Annotated in this window: 10 protein-coding genes; 3 read left to right on the forward strand and 7 right to left on the reverse strand. The window is 68.3% G+C overall.

The annotated features are described in order from the left end of the window. On the reverse strand, positions 1-777 hold the full coding sequence (locus IP91_RS07670) for a MipA/OmpV family protein (RefSeq protein WP_145648287.1): 777 nt from the start codon (positions 775-777) through the stop codon (positions 1-3). A gap of 71 nt (positions 778-848) precedes the next feature. Next, positions 849-2,648, reverse strand: coding sequence for an amidohydrolase (locus IP91_RS07675; RefSeq protein ID WP_145648290.1), 1,800 nt, complete (start codon positions 2,646-2,648; stop codon positions 849-851). 113 nt (positions 2,649-2,761) lie between these two features. Here IP91_RS07675 and IP91_RS07680 point away from each other — a divergent pair, with 113 nt between their 5' ends. Further along, positions 2,762-4,087 carry an MFS transporter gene (locus IP91_RS07680; RefSeq protein ID WP_145648292.1) on the forward strand — a complete coding sequence of 442 codons (1,326 nt, stop codon included), beginning with the start codon at positions 2,762-2,764 and terminating at the stop codon, positions 4,085-4,087. Positions 4,088-4,168: 81 nt separating this feature from the next. Here IP91_RS07680 and IP91_RS07685 read toward each other — a convergent pair whose 3' ends face one another. The 4 genes from IP91_RS07685 to galB form a co-directional block, all read right to left on the reverse strand. Then, on the reverse strand, positions 4,169-4,582 hold the full coding sequence (locus IP91_RS07685; RefSeq protein ID WP_145648294.1) for a response regulator: 414 nt from the start codon (positions 4,580-4,582) through the stop codon (positions 4,169-4,171). A gap of 111 nt (positions 4,583-4,693) precedes the next feature. Next, a complete protein-coding gene (locus IP91_RS07690; RefSeq protein ID WP_145648295.1) occupies positions 4,694-5,653 on the reverse strand; it encodes an extracellular catalytic domain type 1 short-chain-length polyhydroxyalkanoate depolymerase in 960 nt (319 codons plus the stop codon). Between the two features lie 242 nt (positions 5,654-5,895). After that, the gene (locus IP91_RS07695; RefSeq protein WP_229474080.1) at positions 5,896-8,823 is read right to left on the reverse strand and encodes a glycosyl hydrolase 115 family protein; all 2,928 of its coding nucleotides are present in this window, start codon (positions 8,821-8,823) and stop codon (positions 5,896-5,898) included. A gap of 29 nt (positions 8,824-8,852) precedes the next feature. After that, complete coding sequence (gene galB / locus IP91_RS07700; protein WP_229474090.1) at positions 8,853-11,663, reverse strand: beta-galactosidase GalB; 2,811 nt, start codon at positions 11,661-11,663, stop codon at positions 8,853-8,855. A gap of 640 nt (positions 11,664-12,303) precedes the next feature. Between galB and IP91_RS07705 the strand changes: the two genes are divergently transcribed. Together IP91_RS07705 and IP91_RS07710 are read left to right on the forward strand one after the other, a co-directional pair. Beyond that, positions 12,304-13,791, forward strand: a complete 1,488-nt coding sequence (locus IP91_RS07705) for an MFS transporter (protein ID WP_145648298.1) — start codon at positions 12,304-12,306, stop codon at positions 13,789-13,791. Between the two features lie 32 nt (positions 13,792-13,823). Next, positions 13,824-14,843, forward strand: a complete 1,020-nt coding sequence (locus tag IP91_RS07710) for a glycoside hydrolase family 43 protein (RefSeq protein WP_145648300.1) — start codon at positions 13,824-13,826, stop codon at positions 14,841-14,843. A gap of 88 nt (positions 14,844-14,931) precedes the next feature. On the opposite strand, the gene IP91_RS25995 is transcribed toward IP91_RS07710, so the two are convergent. After that, positions 14,932-15,087, reverse strand: coding sequence for a hypothetical protein (locus IP91_RS25995; RefSeq protein ID WP_158643109.1), 156 nt, complete (start codon positions 15,085-15,087; stop codon positions 14,932-14,934). Positions 15,088-15,096 lie beyond the last annotated feature (9 nt).

Genomic DNA, 15,096 nt, shown 5'->3' on the forward strand with positions numbered 1-15,096 from the left:
TCAGAACTGACGGGCCACGCCGATGAAGGCCGATGCCGCGCCGTCCTTGCCCTCTTCCACCAGCGGGCTGTCCTGCAGGCGGTCCGGCAGGCGGCGGTACGAGACATTGCCGATGACGGCCCAGCGGCCCGCGAACGGGTGGAACACGTCGATGCCGATGCGGGGCACCGTGGCGCCGCCGGGCCCGTAATCGGGCACGCCGCGCGCCGCTTCCGCGGCCAGGGTGCCGTAGTAGTAATTCGCCAGTTTCTTCGACAGATGGGACACGCCGGCGTTCGGCGTGATGCGCGTGCCGCCGAACTGCAGCGGGTATGCATAGCGCAGGCCGGCCTCGTAGCCCTTGCTGGCGCTGGTGACGTCGCCCTTCACGGCCACTTCGATCTGCCCGTATGCGCCGCGCCAGCTGGCGGCCAGGCCCAGGTCCAGGCCATCGTCGCGGTCGTCCACCAGCGCGCGGTCGACGCCGCGCCGGGCCAGTTCGGCCGTGCCGAAGTCCTTGCGGTCGATGCCGTCGAAGCGGGCCGACAGCGTGGCATCGAGGGACAGCCCGCCCTGCCGGAGCAGGTGGGCACCGCCGCCGATGCCGCGCCAGAAGAAGCGCTCGCCTTCATACGTCAGCAGGGGGACGGCCCGCACGCGGGTGCCCTCGCCGGCATACACGCTGTCGGAAACGGCGGCGCCGAGGCCGAGGCCCCAGCGCTGCTGTTGCTGCTGCTGCGCCATGGCGTGGTGGGAAGCGAGGAAGGAGATCAGCAGGGCTGGCAGGACTGGTTTCATGGATGGGCATCGGTCAGTGGGGGTGCACGCACTATGCACCAGGCATGTCGCCGGAATGTCAACGCCACCCGTCACTGCATGCCCTCCGCCTGGTACACCACCTTCCCGCCGACGACCGTCTGCAGCACCTTGATGTTGGCGATGTCCTCGGCCGGAATCGTGAAGAAGTTCCGGTCCAGCACGACCAGGTCGGCGAACTTGCCCACTTCGAGCGAGCCGGTGGTGGCCTCCTGGCGCAGCGTGTAGGCCGCGTTCAGCGTGATCGCGCGCAGGGCCGCGGCGCGCGGCAGGCCCGGTTGCGCCGTCAGCCGGCCCGCGTATTCCTTGCCCGCATCCGGCGCAGCGGTGCGCGTGACGCCCACCTTCAGCGCGAACCACACGTCCAGCGGGTCGACGGGCCAGTCGCTGCCGTAGGCGATGCGCGCGCCCGCCGCGAGCAGCAGCGCCTGCGGTTCGACCAGCGCATAACGCGCCGGCCCCAGATACTCCTTCAGCGCGCCCACCGTATCGGCGGCCGGCTTGGCCCACTGGAAGGACAGCACCGGCGTCACGTCCAGCTGCGCGAAACGGGGATAGTCGGCCGGCGCCACGATCTCGTCATGCGCCAGGGCCGGCCGCATGGCCTTGCCTTCCGGCGTAGCGCGCAGCGTAGCGATCACGTCCAGCGCTTCGCGCACGGCGCGGTCGCCATCGACGTGGATGTGCGGATCGACGCGGGCCCGCGCCAGTTCGGCCAGCGTGGTGCGCAGCGCGTCCTGCGAAAAATAGCTGGCCGGTCCGTTGCTGGTTCCCGGCTGCCAGTCCGGCCGCGCCGTGGTGCCGCGGTTGACGAGATAGGGTTCCAGCATCGCGCCCGTGAAGGCGGGCGCGGCGATCACGCCATCCATGAACAGCTTGGCGTGCCGCACCTGCAGGGTGGGCGCCACGGTGGCCGGTCCCTGGTCGAACTGCTTCTGCTGCTTCAGCAGGTCGGCGACAGCCGACTGCGGCGTGGCGCCCTTGTCCAGGTCGATCAGCACGGCGAAGTGGGCGCGTGCCGTGAGCTGCCCGGCGCGCTGCAGTGCCGTGAAGGCCGTCATCGTTTCGGGATCCGTGTAGGCATCGAGGAAGCTCGTGATGCCCTGCCGGCGCAGCGCTTCCAGGGCTTTCGCGGAGGCGGCCAGGTTTTCCGCTTCGGTGAGCGGCGGCAGCAGGTTCATGGCCAGGTCCTGGGCGGCGTCTTCCAGCAGGCCGGTGGCCGCGCCGTTCGCATCGCGCACGATCCGGCCGCCGATCGGGTCGGGCGTCTCCGCCTTGATGCCGGCCACCGCGATGCCCTTCGTATTGAGCTGCACGGAATGGCCGAACGAGGAGCGCACGATGACGGGCCGGTCCGTCTTCAGGGCGTCGAGCGTGGCGGCGCTGGTGCCCACGCCGTCCGGCAGCATGCCCTGCTGGAACCAGTTCACCACCAGCAGCCAGCGATGCGGATCGGGATCGGCATCCTTGTCGAGGCAGGCCTGGATGCGCGCCTGGAACTGCGGTACCGTCAGCGGTGCGTAATCGAGGCTGCAGTTGAGCAGGCGACTGCCACCGGACTGCGGGTGCATGTGGGCGTCGATCAGGCCGGGCATCAGCATGCGGCCACGCAGGTCGATCACCCTGGTCGCCTTGCCCGTGAGGGCTTTCGCGCCGGCGTCCGTGCCCACGTAGGCGATGCGGCCGGCGCGGATGGCCAGGGCCTGGTGCACGCTGTCCTTGCGGTCCACCGTGTAGACGTAGCCGTTGCGGTAGACGGTATCGGCGGGCGCCTCGGCGGCGCCGGAACGCCCGGCGATCGATGCGGACAGTGCGAACAGTGCGGCTGCTGCGAAGTGCGTGCTGCGGGTCATACCCCTCCCTGGCTGGTGGATGCATCGGACGGCGCGGCCGCGCTTTGTATAATGGCCTGCGCCCGCAGCCCGGATTATCCCATCACTGCCACCCCTTCCAGCGAGAAGCCACCATGCACCGGAACGACTCCCTCGACGCCACCACCGCCGCACCCGCTGGCGACCTGCAAGGCGGTCCCCGTGCGCTCTCGCGCCAGGACTACAAGACGCTGTCGCTCGCGGCCCTGGGCGGCGCGCTGGAGTTCTACGACTTCATCATCTTCGTGTTCATCGCCACGACGATCGGCGCGCTGTTCTTCCCGCCCGACATGCCGGACTGGCTGCGGCTGTTCCAGACCTTCGGCATCTTCGCGGCCGGCTACGTGGTGCGCCCGCTGGGCGGCATGGTGATGGCGCACTTCGGCGACCTGCTGGGCCGCAAGAAGATGTTCAACCTGTCGATCCTGCTGATGGCCGTGCCGACCCTGCTGATCGGCCTGCTGCCGACCTATGCGAGCGCCGGGCTGGCCGCGCCGCTGCTGCTGTTGCTGCTGCGCGTGCTGCAGGGCGCCGCGGTGGGTGGCGAAGTGCCGGGGGCCTGGGTGTTCGTCGCCGAGCACGTGCCGGCGCGGCATATCGGCTATGCCTGCGGCACGCTCACTGCCGGCCTCACGCTGGGCATCCTCCTCGGGTCGCTGATGGCCACAGCGATCAACAGCGTATTCACGCCGGAGCAGGTAGCCGGCTTCGGCTGGCGCATCCCCTTCCTGCTGGGCGGGATGTTCGGGCTGGGGGCGATGTACCTGCGGCGCTGGCTCCACGAGACGCCTGTCTTCACCGAGCTGCAGCAGCGCAAGGCGCTGGCCGCGGAACTGCCCCTGAAAGCCGTGCTGCGCGAGCACCGCCGCGCCGTGGCGCTGTCGATGCTGCTGACGTGGATGCTGTCCGCCGCGATCGTGGTGGTGATCCTGATGACGCCGGCACTGCTGCAGAAGATCTACGGCTACGATGCGCGCAGTGCGCTGGCCGCCAACACGCTGGCCACGCTGTGCCTGGCCGTCGGCTGCGTCACGGCCGGCGTGCTGGCCGACCGGCTGGGGGCGCGCCGCGTGCTGTTCGGCGGCGCGCTGCTGCTGGCCCTCTGCACGTATGCGTTCTACACCACGCTGCAGACGCAGCGCGAACTGCTGCTGCCGCTCTATGCCGTGCTGGGGTTCAGCGTGGGGGTCGTGGGCGTGGTGCCGAGCGTGATGGTGCGGGCGTTTCCGGCACCCGTGCGCTTTTCCGGGCTGTCGTTCTCGTACAACCTGGCATATGCGATCTTCGGCGGTCTTACGCCGATCATGGTGACGCTGATGCTGAAGCACCAGCCCCTGGCGCCGGCCTGGTACGTGATCGCCCTGTGCGGGCTGGGGATGGTGACGGCGCTGTGCATGCGCGGACGCCGCGCCGCGGCATGAGTGTCGGCTCAGTGTCGGCTGCGTGTCGGCTCAGTGCCGGCTGAGTAAGCATCCCGGTGTCAGCCGGATGCCCGCTGAATATCAGCTGCCAGGCGTGAACAGCTTCAGCGCGCGGGGAAATGGCCGGGCCGGCGTTTCGCCACGCGCGACGGCGTGCAGGCCTTCCACGCACAGCACGAGATCATCGAGCACATAGGGCTTCGGCAGGAAGCCCAGCGCCGCCGGTGCCTCGCCCGCCAGTACCTCCACCTTCGCGCTCAGGAACATGGAGGGGATGCCGTAGGTTTCCTTCAGCACTGCCGCCAGCGCGATGCCTTCGTTGTGCCCTTCCAGGTTGATGTCGACGATGGCGAAATCCACCGCCTCGCCCGCCAGGCACGCGATCGCCTGCGCGACCGTGGCGGCCGGCCCGGCCACCGCGTGGCCCGCATCGGTGAGCGCCTCTTCGGCCATCATCGCCAGCATGGGATCGTCTTCGACGACAAGAATTTTCATGGTTCCAGGGAGTCTCCGGGCGCGCCCGGCGTCATCGCCGCGCGTCGGCCGGGGCTATTCTAGCCTGCACCGCGCAGCCACGCCGTCACGCCTGGACGGCGGGTGCCGTACTCACCTGGCGGTGGTGAAGAAGCGCAGCATTTCGCGGCTGGCATTCGGCCCGTTCCAGTCGGTGTACGTGCCGCGCACGCTGCCGCCGGACCAGGCGTGCCCGGCGCCGTGCACGGTCCACTGCTCGGCCAGCACTTCGCCGGCCTCGTCGCGGTGGATGCTGCAGGTGAAGGCATGCTTCGACGTGCCGCCGCCGGCCGAATGCACCGTCTCGGCCGCCTTGCCGGCCCCGCAGGTGCCGCAGGCGCCGATCGACTGGCGCACCACGCCGCTGCTGTGGCTGAGGTGGACCGTCTCGTCCTGGTCGCCGTGGAAGACGATGATGGGCACGGCGCTGGCCGGCACGGTGGCCGACAGCGCGCGGCCCTGGAGCCCGTCGCGCATCGCCGCCAGCGCATCGTGGCCGCTGGTCGCCGAGCCATGGGCGAGGCCGGAATGGCAGCCCACGGCCGTGTACAGGTCCGGATAGGTGCGGCCCAGGATGACGGCCATGGCCCCGCCGGCCGAGAGGCCGGCCACGCTGACGTAGCGTTCATCCGCGGCGTATACGTCCACGATCGAGCGCGTCAGCCCCGCGATCAGGGCCGGTTCGCCCTGGCCGCGGTCGTGGTGGGCGGCGTCGAACCAGTTCCAGCAGCCGTGCCAGTTGGCGCTGCGCGACTGTTCCGGATACAGCACCAGGCAGCCCGATTCCTCGGCCAGCTCGTTCATGCCGGTGCCCAGCGCAAAATCGTCGGCATCCTGGCCGCAGCCGTGCAGCATGACGATCAGCGGCATCGGCGTGCCGTCCCAGCTGCCGGGCACGAAGAGCTTGTAGCGCAGCGTGCCTGCGGCGCTGCGATACTCGCCGGCCGAGAACCGGCCGGGCGGATGCTTCGGTGCGGATTTGGTGGTGCGGGGCAGCAGGGTCATGCCGCCGAACGCCATGGCGGCCCATGCGTCCATCATGGTATTGATCATTTCAGGCTCCTTACGAGTGCGCTGGAGTCTCCGGGTTTTTGTCGATTATCCCCGCATGCTGCATCGCACCATGCCAGTGGATGCCATGCGTGCCTGTAGGAGAGAATGCCGAGCGCACATGCGGCGGGAAACTCTCGTTGCGGTGCAGCATGTTACCACAAGGAATTGATGTTGGTCCGGCGGCAATCCCCGCCCTTGCGCGTCCCAGGGCGGAGGCATTGCGCCTCCCGCCCAATTCGGGATCAGCGTCGCACGCCTGCGTACGGGCTCTCCGGCGGGCCCAGGTAGCTGGGCTGCAGGCCGCCATTGTCGACCACCAGTTTCTGCAGCACGAGACCGGGATCGAGGGCCCAGAATTTCAGTACGTGCGGGCCCTTGCCCCCCAACGTGTGGGTGGTAGCAAACTTCGCGACGCCGTCGGACACGATCGTTTCCCAATGCTGCGCGGACGCGTCGCGATGCACGTTCACGACCTGCGGCGCCTCGTCGTCGAACGAGATGGCGTAGCGGAAGCCTTCGCCGGGCTGGAACTTCAGCGTCGGCGCGAGGATCGCCTGCACCGTCACCGTGCCCGGCTTGACCAGATTCACCTGGTACTCGAGCCGCATGCCGTCCCGCACCTCGAGGGCGGCGGCCGCGGCCGGCAGCGTGGTCATGCCGGACAGCGTGGCACCGTAGTCCGGGATCTCCAGCCAGCGGCGGCCGGCCGGCGCCACGGCGCGCGTGTAATGCGCGGCCTCGATGGCCACCACGCCGCCCGTTTCCACGTGGCCGACCAGGGGCCCGCCGGGACTGCGCCGGTTCGACACGGGCACGGCCACGTTCACTTTCGCGCCGCGCGGCCCTGCAATCGTGAGCTGTGCGCTGCTCGTACCGGCCGGCGCACGCGCCCAGTCGATGTCGACAGGGATGCGCAGATCCTTCTCGACCCTGCCGCCGCGCTGGGCGAGTTTCACCCATGGCTGGTCCGCCGTGACGGTGACATCGAACGGTTCCGCACTGCGGTTGAAGACTTCGACATAGCGGGCCTTTTTCTCGTACCCGTCCAGCGCCGGCAAGGTCAGCGGCTTCATGCCGAACTTCGGCCAGGCGATCTCGGAGCCTTCCACCGCCACGCCCATCTGGCTGGCCGGTTGCACGCCACCGGCCGCGGACGGTGCGGGAATGTGGATCTGGCTCACCGCCGGCACCACGTCGCGGAACGGCTGGTCCCAGCCCGTGTACCCGAACTTCGTCTGCGACATCATGTGGTTCCATTTGCCGCCGGCGACGTCCTGGTGGTACTGGCGCGCCAGCGCCAGGTTCAGGTCGAACTGTTCGCGCACGCGCTGCGCCATGTCGTTCGTCGTCACCCGGCCCTGCGCGGCGTACAGGCGGTTCCGGTAGGCGGCGTAGTACATGTCGTTTGCCGCGGCGGCGGCGCGCACCGGGTACAGCACCAGCTGGAAGTACGCGTCCTTGGCCTCGGCCGGCAGCTGGTCGGCGATGCCCTGCGCCCGGACTGCCAGTGCGTTGTAGTCCGCGACCACCCGTTCCGCCTCGTTGTAGTGGTGGCTGTAGGTGCCGGGTTCCAGCTGCTCGGGACGCCGCCGCGCGTTGTAGCGGGTGTAGAGGTTGACGATGTCGGCGATGTCCGCTGCGTGCGTGGCGCCGAATTCGCGTGCCGCCCAGCCGCGCAGGTACGCGGGCAGCCGCTCGGCCGGCCACGCGTCCGGATTCCACGCATAGGTCAAAAAGAATTCGGTGGGCACCTCCATCGGCTTCAGGTCGCCCACGTTGACGATCCACAGCCGGTTGGCGCCGTACCCGTGCGCCAGGTGCATCTGCTCCCACACCTTCGCGATCTGCGTCACGTTCAGCCACTTGTACGAGCGGGGGCCGCCCACGTAGTCGAAGTGGTAGTAGATGCCGGCGCCACCAACGCGCTTGCGCTCCTGCGGCGTGGGCAGCCGGCGGATGTTGCCCCAGTTGTCGTCGCACCACAGCAGCAGCACGTCGTCCGGCACTTTCATGCCCTGCTCGTAGTAGTCCTGCACCTCCTTGTACAGGGCCCACAGTTGCGGCACCTGGTCCGGCGCCACGCCCAGCTCCTGCCGGATCAGCGCGCGCTGCCGCGCCACGATCTTCTCCAGCAGCGCCACATTGGTGTCGTCCGACATCGGTTCGTCGCCGTCGCCGCGCATCGCCAGCGTGATCACCTTGTCGTAGCTGCGGGTGTTGCGCAGGCCGCCCGCCCAGAAGCGCTCCAGCGTTGCCGCATTCTTCTGGTAGTCCCACGCACCCTTGCCGTGCCGCTGCCATTCCTGCTGCGCGCGCATCATCGGCTCGTGGTGCGAGGTGCCCATGATGATGCCCATCTCGCTGGCCAGCTTGCCGTTCTGCGGATCGTCGTCGTAGAACGCATTGTTCCACATGGCCGGCCACAGGTAGTTGGCCTTCATGCGCAGCATCAGCTCGAACACGTGCTCGTAGAATTCGTGGTTCAGGCCACCGAAGCGCTCCTTCGCCCAGTTCGACAGCGCCGGCGCTTCGTCGTTGAGGAAGATGCCGCGGTACTGCACCACGGGCGCATCGGTGACGCGCGTGCCGGCCGGGACGACGATGGCATTGCGCTTCACCGTTGGCACGTCCGCCCACCAGTACCAGGGCGACACGCCGACCTGCTCGGAGAGCTCGTAGATGCCGAACGTGGTGCCGCGCCGGTCGCTGCCGGCGATCACGAGCGCGCGCTGCACGCCGGGCAGCGGATCCTCGACCACCTGGATCAGATAGCCTTCCCATTTGCCGCGGAGACTGGCCACATCGATCTTGCCGGCTGCGGCGAGCCGGTCGATGGCGCCGCCCTGCCCCAGCGTGCCGATCAGGACCACGTCGCCCCCCTGCACTGCGGCGTCCCGTTTCAGTTGCACGCCGCTGGCGCCGACACGCTCCAGATCCTTCTGCAGGTCGCGCGCGGCACGGGCCACGCCGGCCGATTCGCCGGCATCCACCTGCAGGGTCGCGCTGTAGCCGGCGCGGAACAGCGTCAGGCCATCGGCACCCGGCTGGTCGGCAACGACGATCGGCGCCCTGCCGATGGCAAGGGCGCCCGACATGGCGCCGGCCGAGAGCAGCAGCCCCAGTGCGAGGCTGCGCCACCGGCGCTGGGGGCGGCGGGTCGAATTGTGCATGGTGTCTCCATCTTTTTATTGGGTAGGAATTATTTGCGAACGGGTGCCGCCTGCAGCGTCGCGGTCCCTGACTTAAGGCCATCCGCGCTGGCCCGTACCGTGACGGTGCCGGCCTGTCCCGGCTTGAACCGCACGATGGCCAGCGCCAGGCCGTTGAAGGCGCGGCGCTCGGGCGCCTTGAACGCTTCCAGGTCCGTCGGATCGCCATTGTCCGTGGCGACGATCTCGCCCGGCCCGGTGACCTCGAAGCGTACCCGCTGGTTCGCCCGCGGCGCCAGGTTGCCTTGATCGTCCACCACGCGCACCGTGACGAAGGACAGGTCGCTGCCGTCGTTGCGGATGGCGGTGCGGTCGGCGCTCAGGTCCAGCCGCGCCGCCGCGCCGGCCGTCACCACGCGGTCGCGCGCCCATTCCTTGCCGTCCCTGTAGGTGACGACGCTCACTTCGCCGGGTGCGTACACCACGTCGTCCCAGCGCAGGCGGTACTCGGACGGCCCCTTCTTGCGGCGGCCCTGCGACTGGCCGTTGACGAACAGCTCGCCCTCGTCGGCGGACGTGAACACGTGCACGGGCGTGACCTCGCCCTGGCGCTCCGGCCACGTCCAGTGCGGCAGGATGTGCGCCATCGGCAGGCCGGCCCGCCAGCGCGACTGGTACAGGTAGTAGCGGTCCTTCGGAAAGCCGGCCAGGTCGACGATGCCGGTGTACGCGCTGCGCGAGGTGTAGTACGGCGTGGGCTCGCCCAGGTAGTCGAAGCCGGTCCAGACGAATTCGCCGGCCACGAACGGGTGCTGGTCCAGCGAACCGAACACCTTGTCGGCAGACGAGCCGAAATCGACCGCGTACAGTTCATAGGCGCTGACCTGGTGGTTGACCGAATCGCCGCCACGGCCATCGCGCGTGATGGAGCTGTTCGCCCGCGTCACGGGGAAGAGATACACGCCGCGGCTGCTGAAGGCGGAGGCCGATTCGCTGGACAGGACGGGCTTGTCCGGGAATCTGTCGTGGAAGCGGGGGAACTGCGGCGGCGTGCGGATGCGGTCCGTGCCTTCGAATTCCGGGTCCTGGCGGATGCCTTCGCCCTGGTAGTTCAGGCTGATGAAGTCCAGCGTGGCCGGCAGCGCCATCTCCGGCTTGGCGAAGTTCATGCCGCTGCTGGCCAGGCGGGTCGGATCCTCCGCATGGGCGATGGCGACCAGTTTCGCGCCGATCGCGGCGCCGTCCTTGCCCGTGTACTGCTCGCCCACCTCGTTGCCCACGCTCCAGGCCATCACGGATGGATGGTTGCGGTCGCGGCGGATCAGCGAGCGCAGGTCCTGCTCGTGCCAGTCGGGGAACACCAGGCTGAAGTCGAGCGGCGTCTTGCGGCGTTCCCAGGCATCGAACACTTCGTCGAACACGAGGAAGCCCATCCGGTCGGCCAGTTCCATCAGTTCCGGCGCATGCGGGTAGTGGCTCATGCGCAGCGCGTTGACGCCCATACCCGCCAGGATCTCCAGCTGCCGCTCGGCCGCCCGGTAGTTCCAGGCGGTGCCCAGCGCGCCCAGGTCCTGGTGCGCATTGATGCCGCGGATTGGCAGGCGCTCGCCATTGACGGACAGGCCTTCGTTCGCATCCAGGCGCAAAGAGCGCACGCCGAAGCGCGTTTCGTAACGGTCCACCGCGCGGCCGTCGCGGTACACCGTGGTGACGGCCAGATAGCGGTGCGGCTGCTGCGTGGGCGGCGGTCCCCACAGCCGCGGCTTGTCGATGGTGACGGCGGCCTGCGTGACGCTGCTGCCGCCGGCCGGCACGGCCAGCCTGGCGCGCGCGGTGCGTGCGACGATGCCGCCGGTCCTGGCACCGGCGTCGTCCAGCGCGTAGATGTCCGTGCCCACATCGACCGCTGCGGCATCGCTGCCGGCATTGTCGACGGTGACCGCCAGGCGCACCTGCGCCGCTGCCTTCGAGACCTGCGGCGTGGTGATCACCGTGCCCCACTGGCCCACGTGCACGGGCTGCGTCTTCGTCAGCCATACATTGCGATAGATGCCGGAACCGGGATACCAGCGCGCCGATTCGCCCGGGTTGTCGAGCCGGATCACGAGCTGGTTGCGGCCGCCCGGGTTGGCATAGGGCGTCAGGTCCACCCGCCAGGACGTGTAGCCGTAGGGCCAGCCGCCCACCAGCTTCCCGTTCAGCCATACGGTGGCGTACGACATGGCGCCATCCACGTCGAGGAACAGGGACTTGCCCTTGTCCGCCGCGGGAATGGCCAGCGCCTTGCGGTACCAGACGGGGCCCCAGCTTTTCAGGCGGCCCATGCCGCCGTAGGGGCCCTCGGGCAGGAACGGCCCTTCGATCGCCCAGTCGTGCGGCAGGTCGACCTGCCGCCAGGCGCGGTCGTCGAACGCCGGCTGCACATACGAGACATCGCTCCCCGGATGCCCCGCCGGACGCACATGCCGTTTCGACGGATCGGCGATGAAGGCATTCCCGGTCGGCAGGATCCACGGCTTGAGCACGGAGTGGCCGGCCGCGGCCAGCCGCTCCGGTGCCACCGGTTCCGCGTCGGCCGCCTTGCCATCTTCGGAGTACTTGACGACGGGGCGCAGGTCATACGCGAGGCGCTCGCCGGCATCTGCCGGGTCGCCGCTCGTGAAGCGCCAGCCATCGTTGATCAGCAGGCGTTCGCGCGGCGCCAGCTGCGCCCGCTCGTGGTCCGGCATGCGGACCTGCGCGGCGACGGTGGCCGGCAGCAGTGCGGCCAGCGTGGCCAGTAGCATCGCGGTGCGGCATGCAGGGCGCGGCACGTTGGCAGGCGGGCACGTGCCCGAGGGGGAAACGGAAAACAGGTTCACTGATACTCCCGGAAGGCGACGCAGGGTCGAAGGACAATGCAATGGCAGCCATGTATTGCCGCAAATTCATGGCAGCCGAATCATGGCAGCCGAATCATGGCAACCGATTCCCGGCAGCCGGATCATGGCCATCGATCGCAACAGCCGATTCTTGGCCAGCGATGCATGGCCAGCAAGTCACGGCCAGCAATTCACGGCCAGCAGGATGTTAAGCGCAATCATTCTAAGAGGATCGCTCAACATTTGCTAGTCATTGCTGCGTTTGCCCGCGCCTTCGTGCAGCGCCCCTGGCCGTGCGGAAGCGGAGACCGGAAAATCCGCGCTGTTTGCGCAAACGCTAATTGACTACCGCTCGCACCGGGAGTACGCTGCACTTGGCATGACCAGGGCGCGCGCCCGGGGCGTGCTGTGTTGTCTATCTCCTTTCCCGGAACGTTCCGACGTTCCGGGTCTTTCTTCCGGGCGCAGCACCGCCCTGCCTGCTGTCTCTTCCCTGCCTGTGCTGTGCAATTCGCACCACAACCCTCCCAAGCGTTACGAAATGGGCTACTATTGTCAATGGTAGCGCTAACCACGACTGTTAGACCGCGGCTTCAACGCGGCAGCGCACCAGCCCATAACGATAAAGCGAGACAACATCATGACCTTCACTGCCAGCAGCGCGCCGGCCAGGCTGGGTGTGCCGGAAAAACTGGGTTACTGCCTGGGCGACCTGGCGGCCAACCTGATCTTCCAGACCCTGCTCACCTTCATCGCGTTCTTCTACACGGACGTGTTCAACATTCCCGCCAATGCGGCGGCCACCATCATCTTCGCGGGCGGCATCGTGGGCGCCTGCTTCAATCCGCTGATGGGCCTGATCGCGGACCGCACCAGCACCCGCTGGGGCAAGTTCCGGCCCTGGCTGCTGTGGACGTCGATCCCGTTCGGCCTGATCGCCATCCTCGCCTTCAGCACGCCGGACCTGGGCAACGACGGCAAGATCATCTACGCCTCCCTCACCTACGTGCTGCTGATGCTGGTCTACTCGGCCAACAACCTGCCGTATTCGGCGCTGTCCGGCGTCATGACGGGCAGCATGAGCGACCGCAACAGCCTGCAGTCGTACCGCTTCGTGGCCGTGATGGTCGCGCAGTTCATCATCCAGGTGCTGCTGCTGCCGCTGGTGCTGATCCTGGGCGGTGGCGACAAGGTGGCGGGCTTCCGCAACACGATGATCATCTTTGCGATCGCCGGCACGCTGTGCTTCCTGATCACGTTCATGACGACCCGCGAACGCATCGTGCCCAGCGCAGCCCAGCGTTCCAGCATCGGCCAGGACATTGCCGACCTGCTGAAGAACCGCCCGTGGGTGGTGATGCTCTGCGTGACGGTCCTCGTCTTCATCACGCTGGCCCTGAAGGGCGGCCTGTACATCTATTACTTCCGCAGCTACCTGGACCCGGCGCAGCTGGCCGCGTTCCTGCGCGGGATCGGCTTCAACGACTTCATCGCCGGCCTGAACGGCCTGCTGGCGGGACTGGGCCTGACCGCCTTCCAGTGGCCCGAGGATGCCGCCACGTCCGCGTTCAGCCTGTTCAATGCGATCGGCATCCTGATGATGGTGGTCGGCATCGGCTTCTCGCGGCCGCTGGCGGACCACTTCGGCAAGCGCGTCGTGTTCGGCGGCGCGCTGTTCGTCTCCACGCTGTTCCTGCTGGCGTTCTACTTCTATGCGCCGGGCTCGATCGGCATCGTGTTCATCTCCCAGCTGCTGCACGGCTTCTTCTACGGGATCACCATCCCGCTGCTGTGGGCGATGATCGCCGACGTGGCCGACTATTCGGAATGGAAGAACCACCGCCGCGCCACCGCCCTGCTGTTCTCGGCCATGATCTTCGGCCTGAAGGCGGGCCTGGCGATCGGCGGCGCACTGGTGGCGGCGCTACTGTCCTCCTTCGGCTACGACCCGCATGGCGCCACGCAGGCACCGGCCGTCGTCGACGGCATCCGGCTGGCGATCAGCCTGTACGCGGGCCTGCCGTTCCTGCTGGCCGTGGCCAGCCTGGCGTTCTACGACATCGGCAAGGCCGTGGAACACACGCTGGAACGCGACCTGGGCGCACGCCGCCTCGCCGCGCAGCAATGACTTCACTTCCCATCCAGACTCGATAAACAGCCATGTCAGACATTTCCAAAGAGCGCGCCCGCCGCCTGCGCGAACGGGCCATCTCGCAACCGCTCGTCACGCACCTCTACACGGCCGATCCGTCGGCCCACGTGTTCGAGGACCGGCTCTACATCTATCCTTCGCACGACATCGATGCGGGCATCCCGTTCAGCGACAACGGCGACCACTTCGGCATGGAGGATTACCACGTGCTGTCGATGGACTGGCCCGGCGGCCCGGTGGTCGACCACGGCGTGGCGCTGCACGTGAAGGACGTGCCGTGGGCGGCGCGCCAGATGTGGGCACCGGATGCGGCGCACGCGCATGGCCGGTACTACCTGTACTTCCCGGCCAAGGATGCCCAGGGCATCTTCCGCATCGGCGTGGCCGTCAGCGACAGCCCGTCCGGTCCGTTCGAGCCGGAACCGCTGCCGATTGCCGGCACCTATTCGATCGACCCCGCCGTGTTCGAGGACGGCGGCGCGCACTACCTGTATTTCGGCGGCATCTGGGGCGGCCAGCTGCAGAAGTACCGGGACAATGTGTTCGGCGACGACCATGCGGAGCCGCCGGCCCACGAACCGGCGCTGACGGCGCGCGTGGCGCGACTGTCCGTGGACATGCAGGAACTGGCCGAGCCGCCGCGCGCGGTGGTGATCCTGGACGAACACGGCAACGAGCTGCTGGCCGGCGACCACGAACGCCGCTACTTCGAGGGGCCGTGGATGCACAAGTACCGCGGCAAATACTATTTCTCGTATTCGACCGGCGACACCCACCTGCTGTGCTACGCCACCGGCGACAGCCCGTACGGCCCGTTCACCTACCAGGGCGTGATCCTCACGCCGGTGATCGGCTGGACCACGCACCACTCGATCGTCGAGGTGCTGGGGCGCTGGTACCTGTTCTATCACGACAGCAGCCTGTCCGAAGGCGTGACGCACCTGCGCTCCGTGAAGGTCACGGAGCTGTTCTACGATGAAGAGGGGCGGATCGTGACGCTGCATCCGTATGGCGAGGGTGCTGGCTGAACGACGCAAGGTAGGCAGCAACGAACGCTTGCTGCCGCCCGCGGCCGCTGCGCACCGGGTCTGGCCCCAAGCGCCGGCGGCGCTGCTCTCAGTCGATGACCTTGCCGCGGGCCTGGCCCCAGCCTTTCAACGCGCCGCCGAAGCGCATGCAGAAGGCTGGGGTCAGGCCCGCGAACCCGCCGCTGACCGGATCGGAAGTCCCGGGCGCCCAGGGCCAGACCCCGTAGCGCGGCGGCCGCAGCATGCTTCCACC

It is taken from the genome of Pseudoduganella lurida (genome assembly GCF_007830455.1).
Taxonomy (GTDB): domain Bacteria; phylum Pseudomonadota; class Gammaproteobacteria; order Burkholderiales; family Burkholderiaceae_D; genus Rugamonas; species Rugamonas lurida.

What these genes read in the sequence shown, in the direction of transcription:
- IP91_RS07670 (WP_145648287.1), bottom strand. Translation starts at nt 777, where the DNA reads ATGAAACCAGTCCTGCCAGCCCTGCTGATCTCCTTCCTCGCTTCCCAC.
- IP91_RS07675 (WP_145648290.1), bottom strand. Translation starts at nt 2,648, where the DNA reads ATGACCCGCAGCACGCACTTCGCAGCAGCCGCACTGTTCGCACTGTCC.
- IP91_RS07680 (WP_145648292.1), top strand. Translation starts at nt 2,762, where the DNA reads ATGCACCGGAACGACTCCCTCGACGCCACCACCGCCGCACCCGCTGGC.
- IP91_RS07685 (WP_145648294.1), bottom strand. Translation starts at nt 4,582, where the DNA reads ATGAAAATTCTTGTCGTCGAAGACGATCCCATGCTGGCGATGATGGCC.
- IP91_RS07690 (WP_145648295.1), bottom strand. Translation starts at nt 5,653, where the DNA reads ATGATCAATACCATGATGGACGCATGGGCCGCCATGGCGTTCGGCGGC.
- IP91_RS07695 (WP_229474080.1), bottom strand. Translation starts at nt 8,823, where the DNA reads ATGCACAATTCGACCCGCCGCCCCCAGCGCCGGTGGCGCAGCCTCGCA.
- IP91_RS07705 (WP_145648298.1), top strand. Translation starts at nt 12,304, where the DNA reads ATGACCTTCACTGCCAGCAGCGCGCCGGCCAGGCTGGGTGTGCCGGAA.
- IP91_RS07710 (WP_145648300.1), top strand. Translation starts at nt 13,824, where the DNA reads ATGTCAGACATTTCCAAAGAGCGCGCCCGCCGCCTGCGCGAACGGGCC.
- IP91_RS25995 (WP_158643109.1), bottom strand. Translation starts at nt 15,087, where the DNA reads ATGCTGCGGCCGCCGCGCTACGGGGTCTGGCCCTGGGCGCCCGGGACT.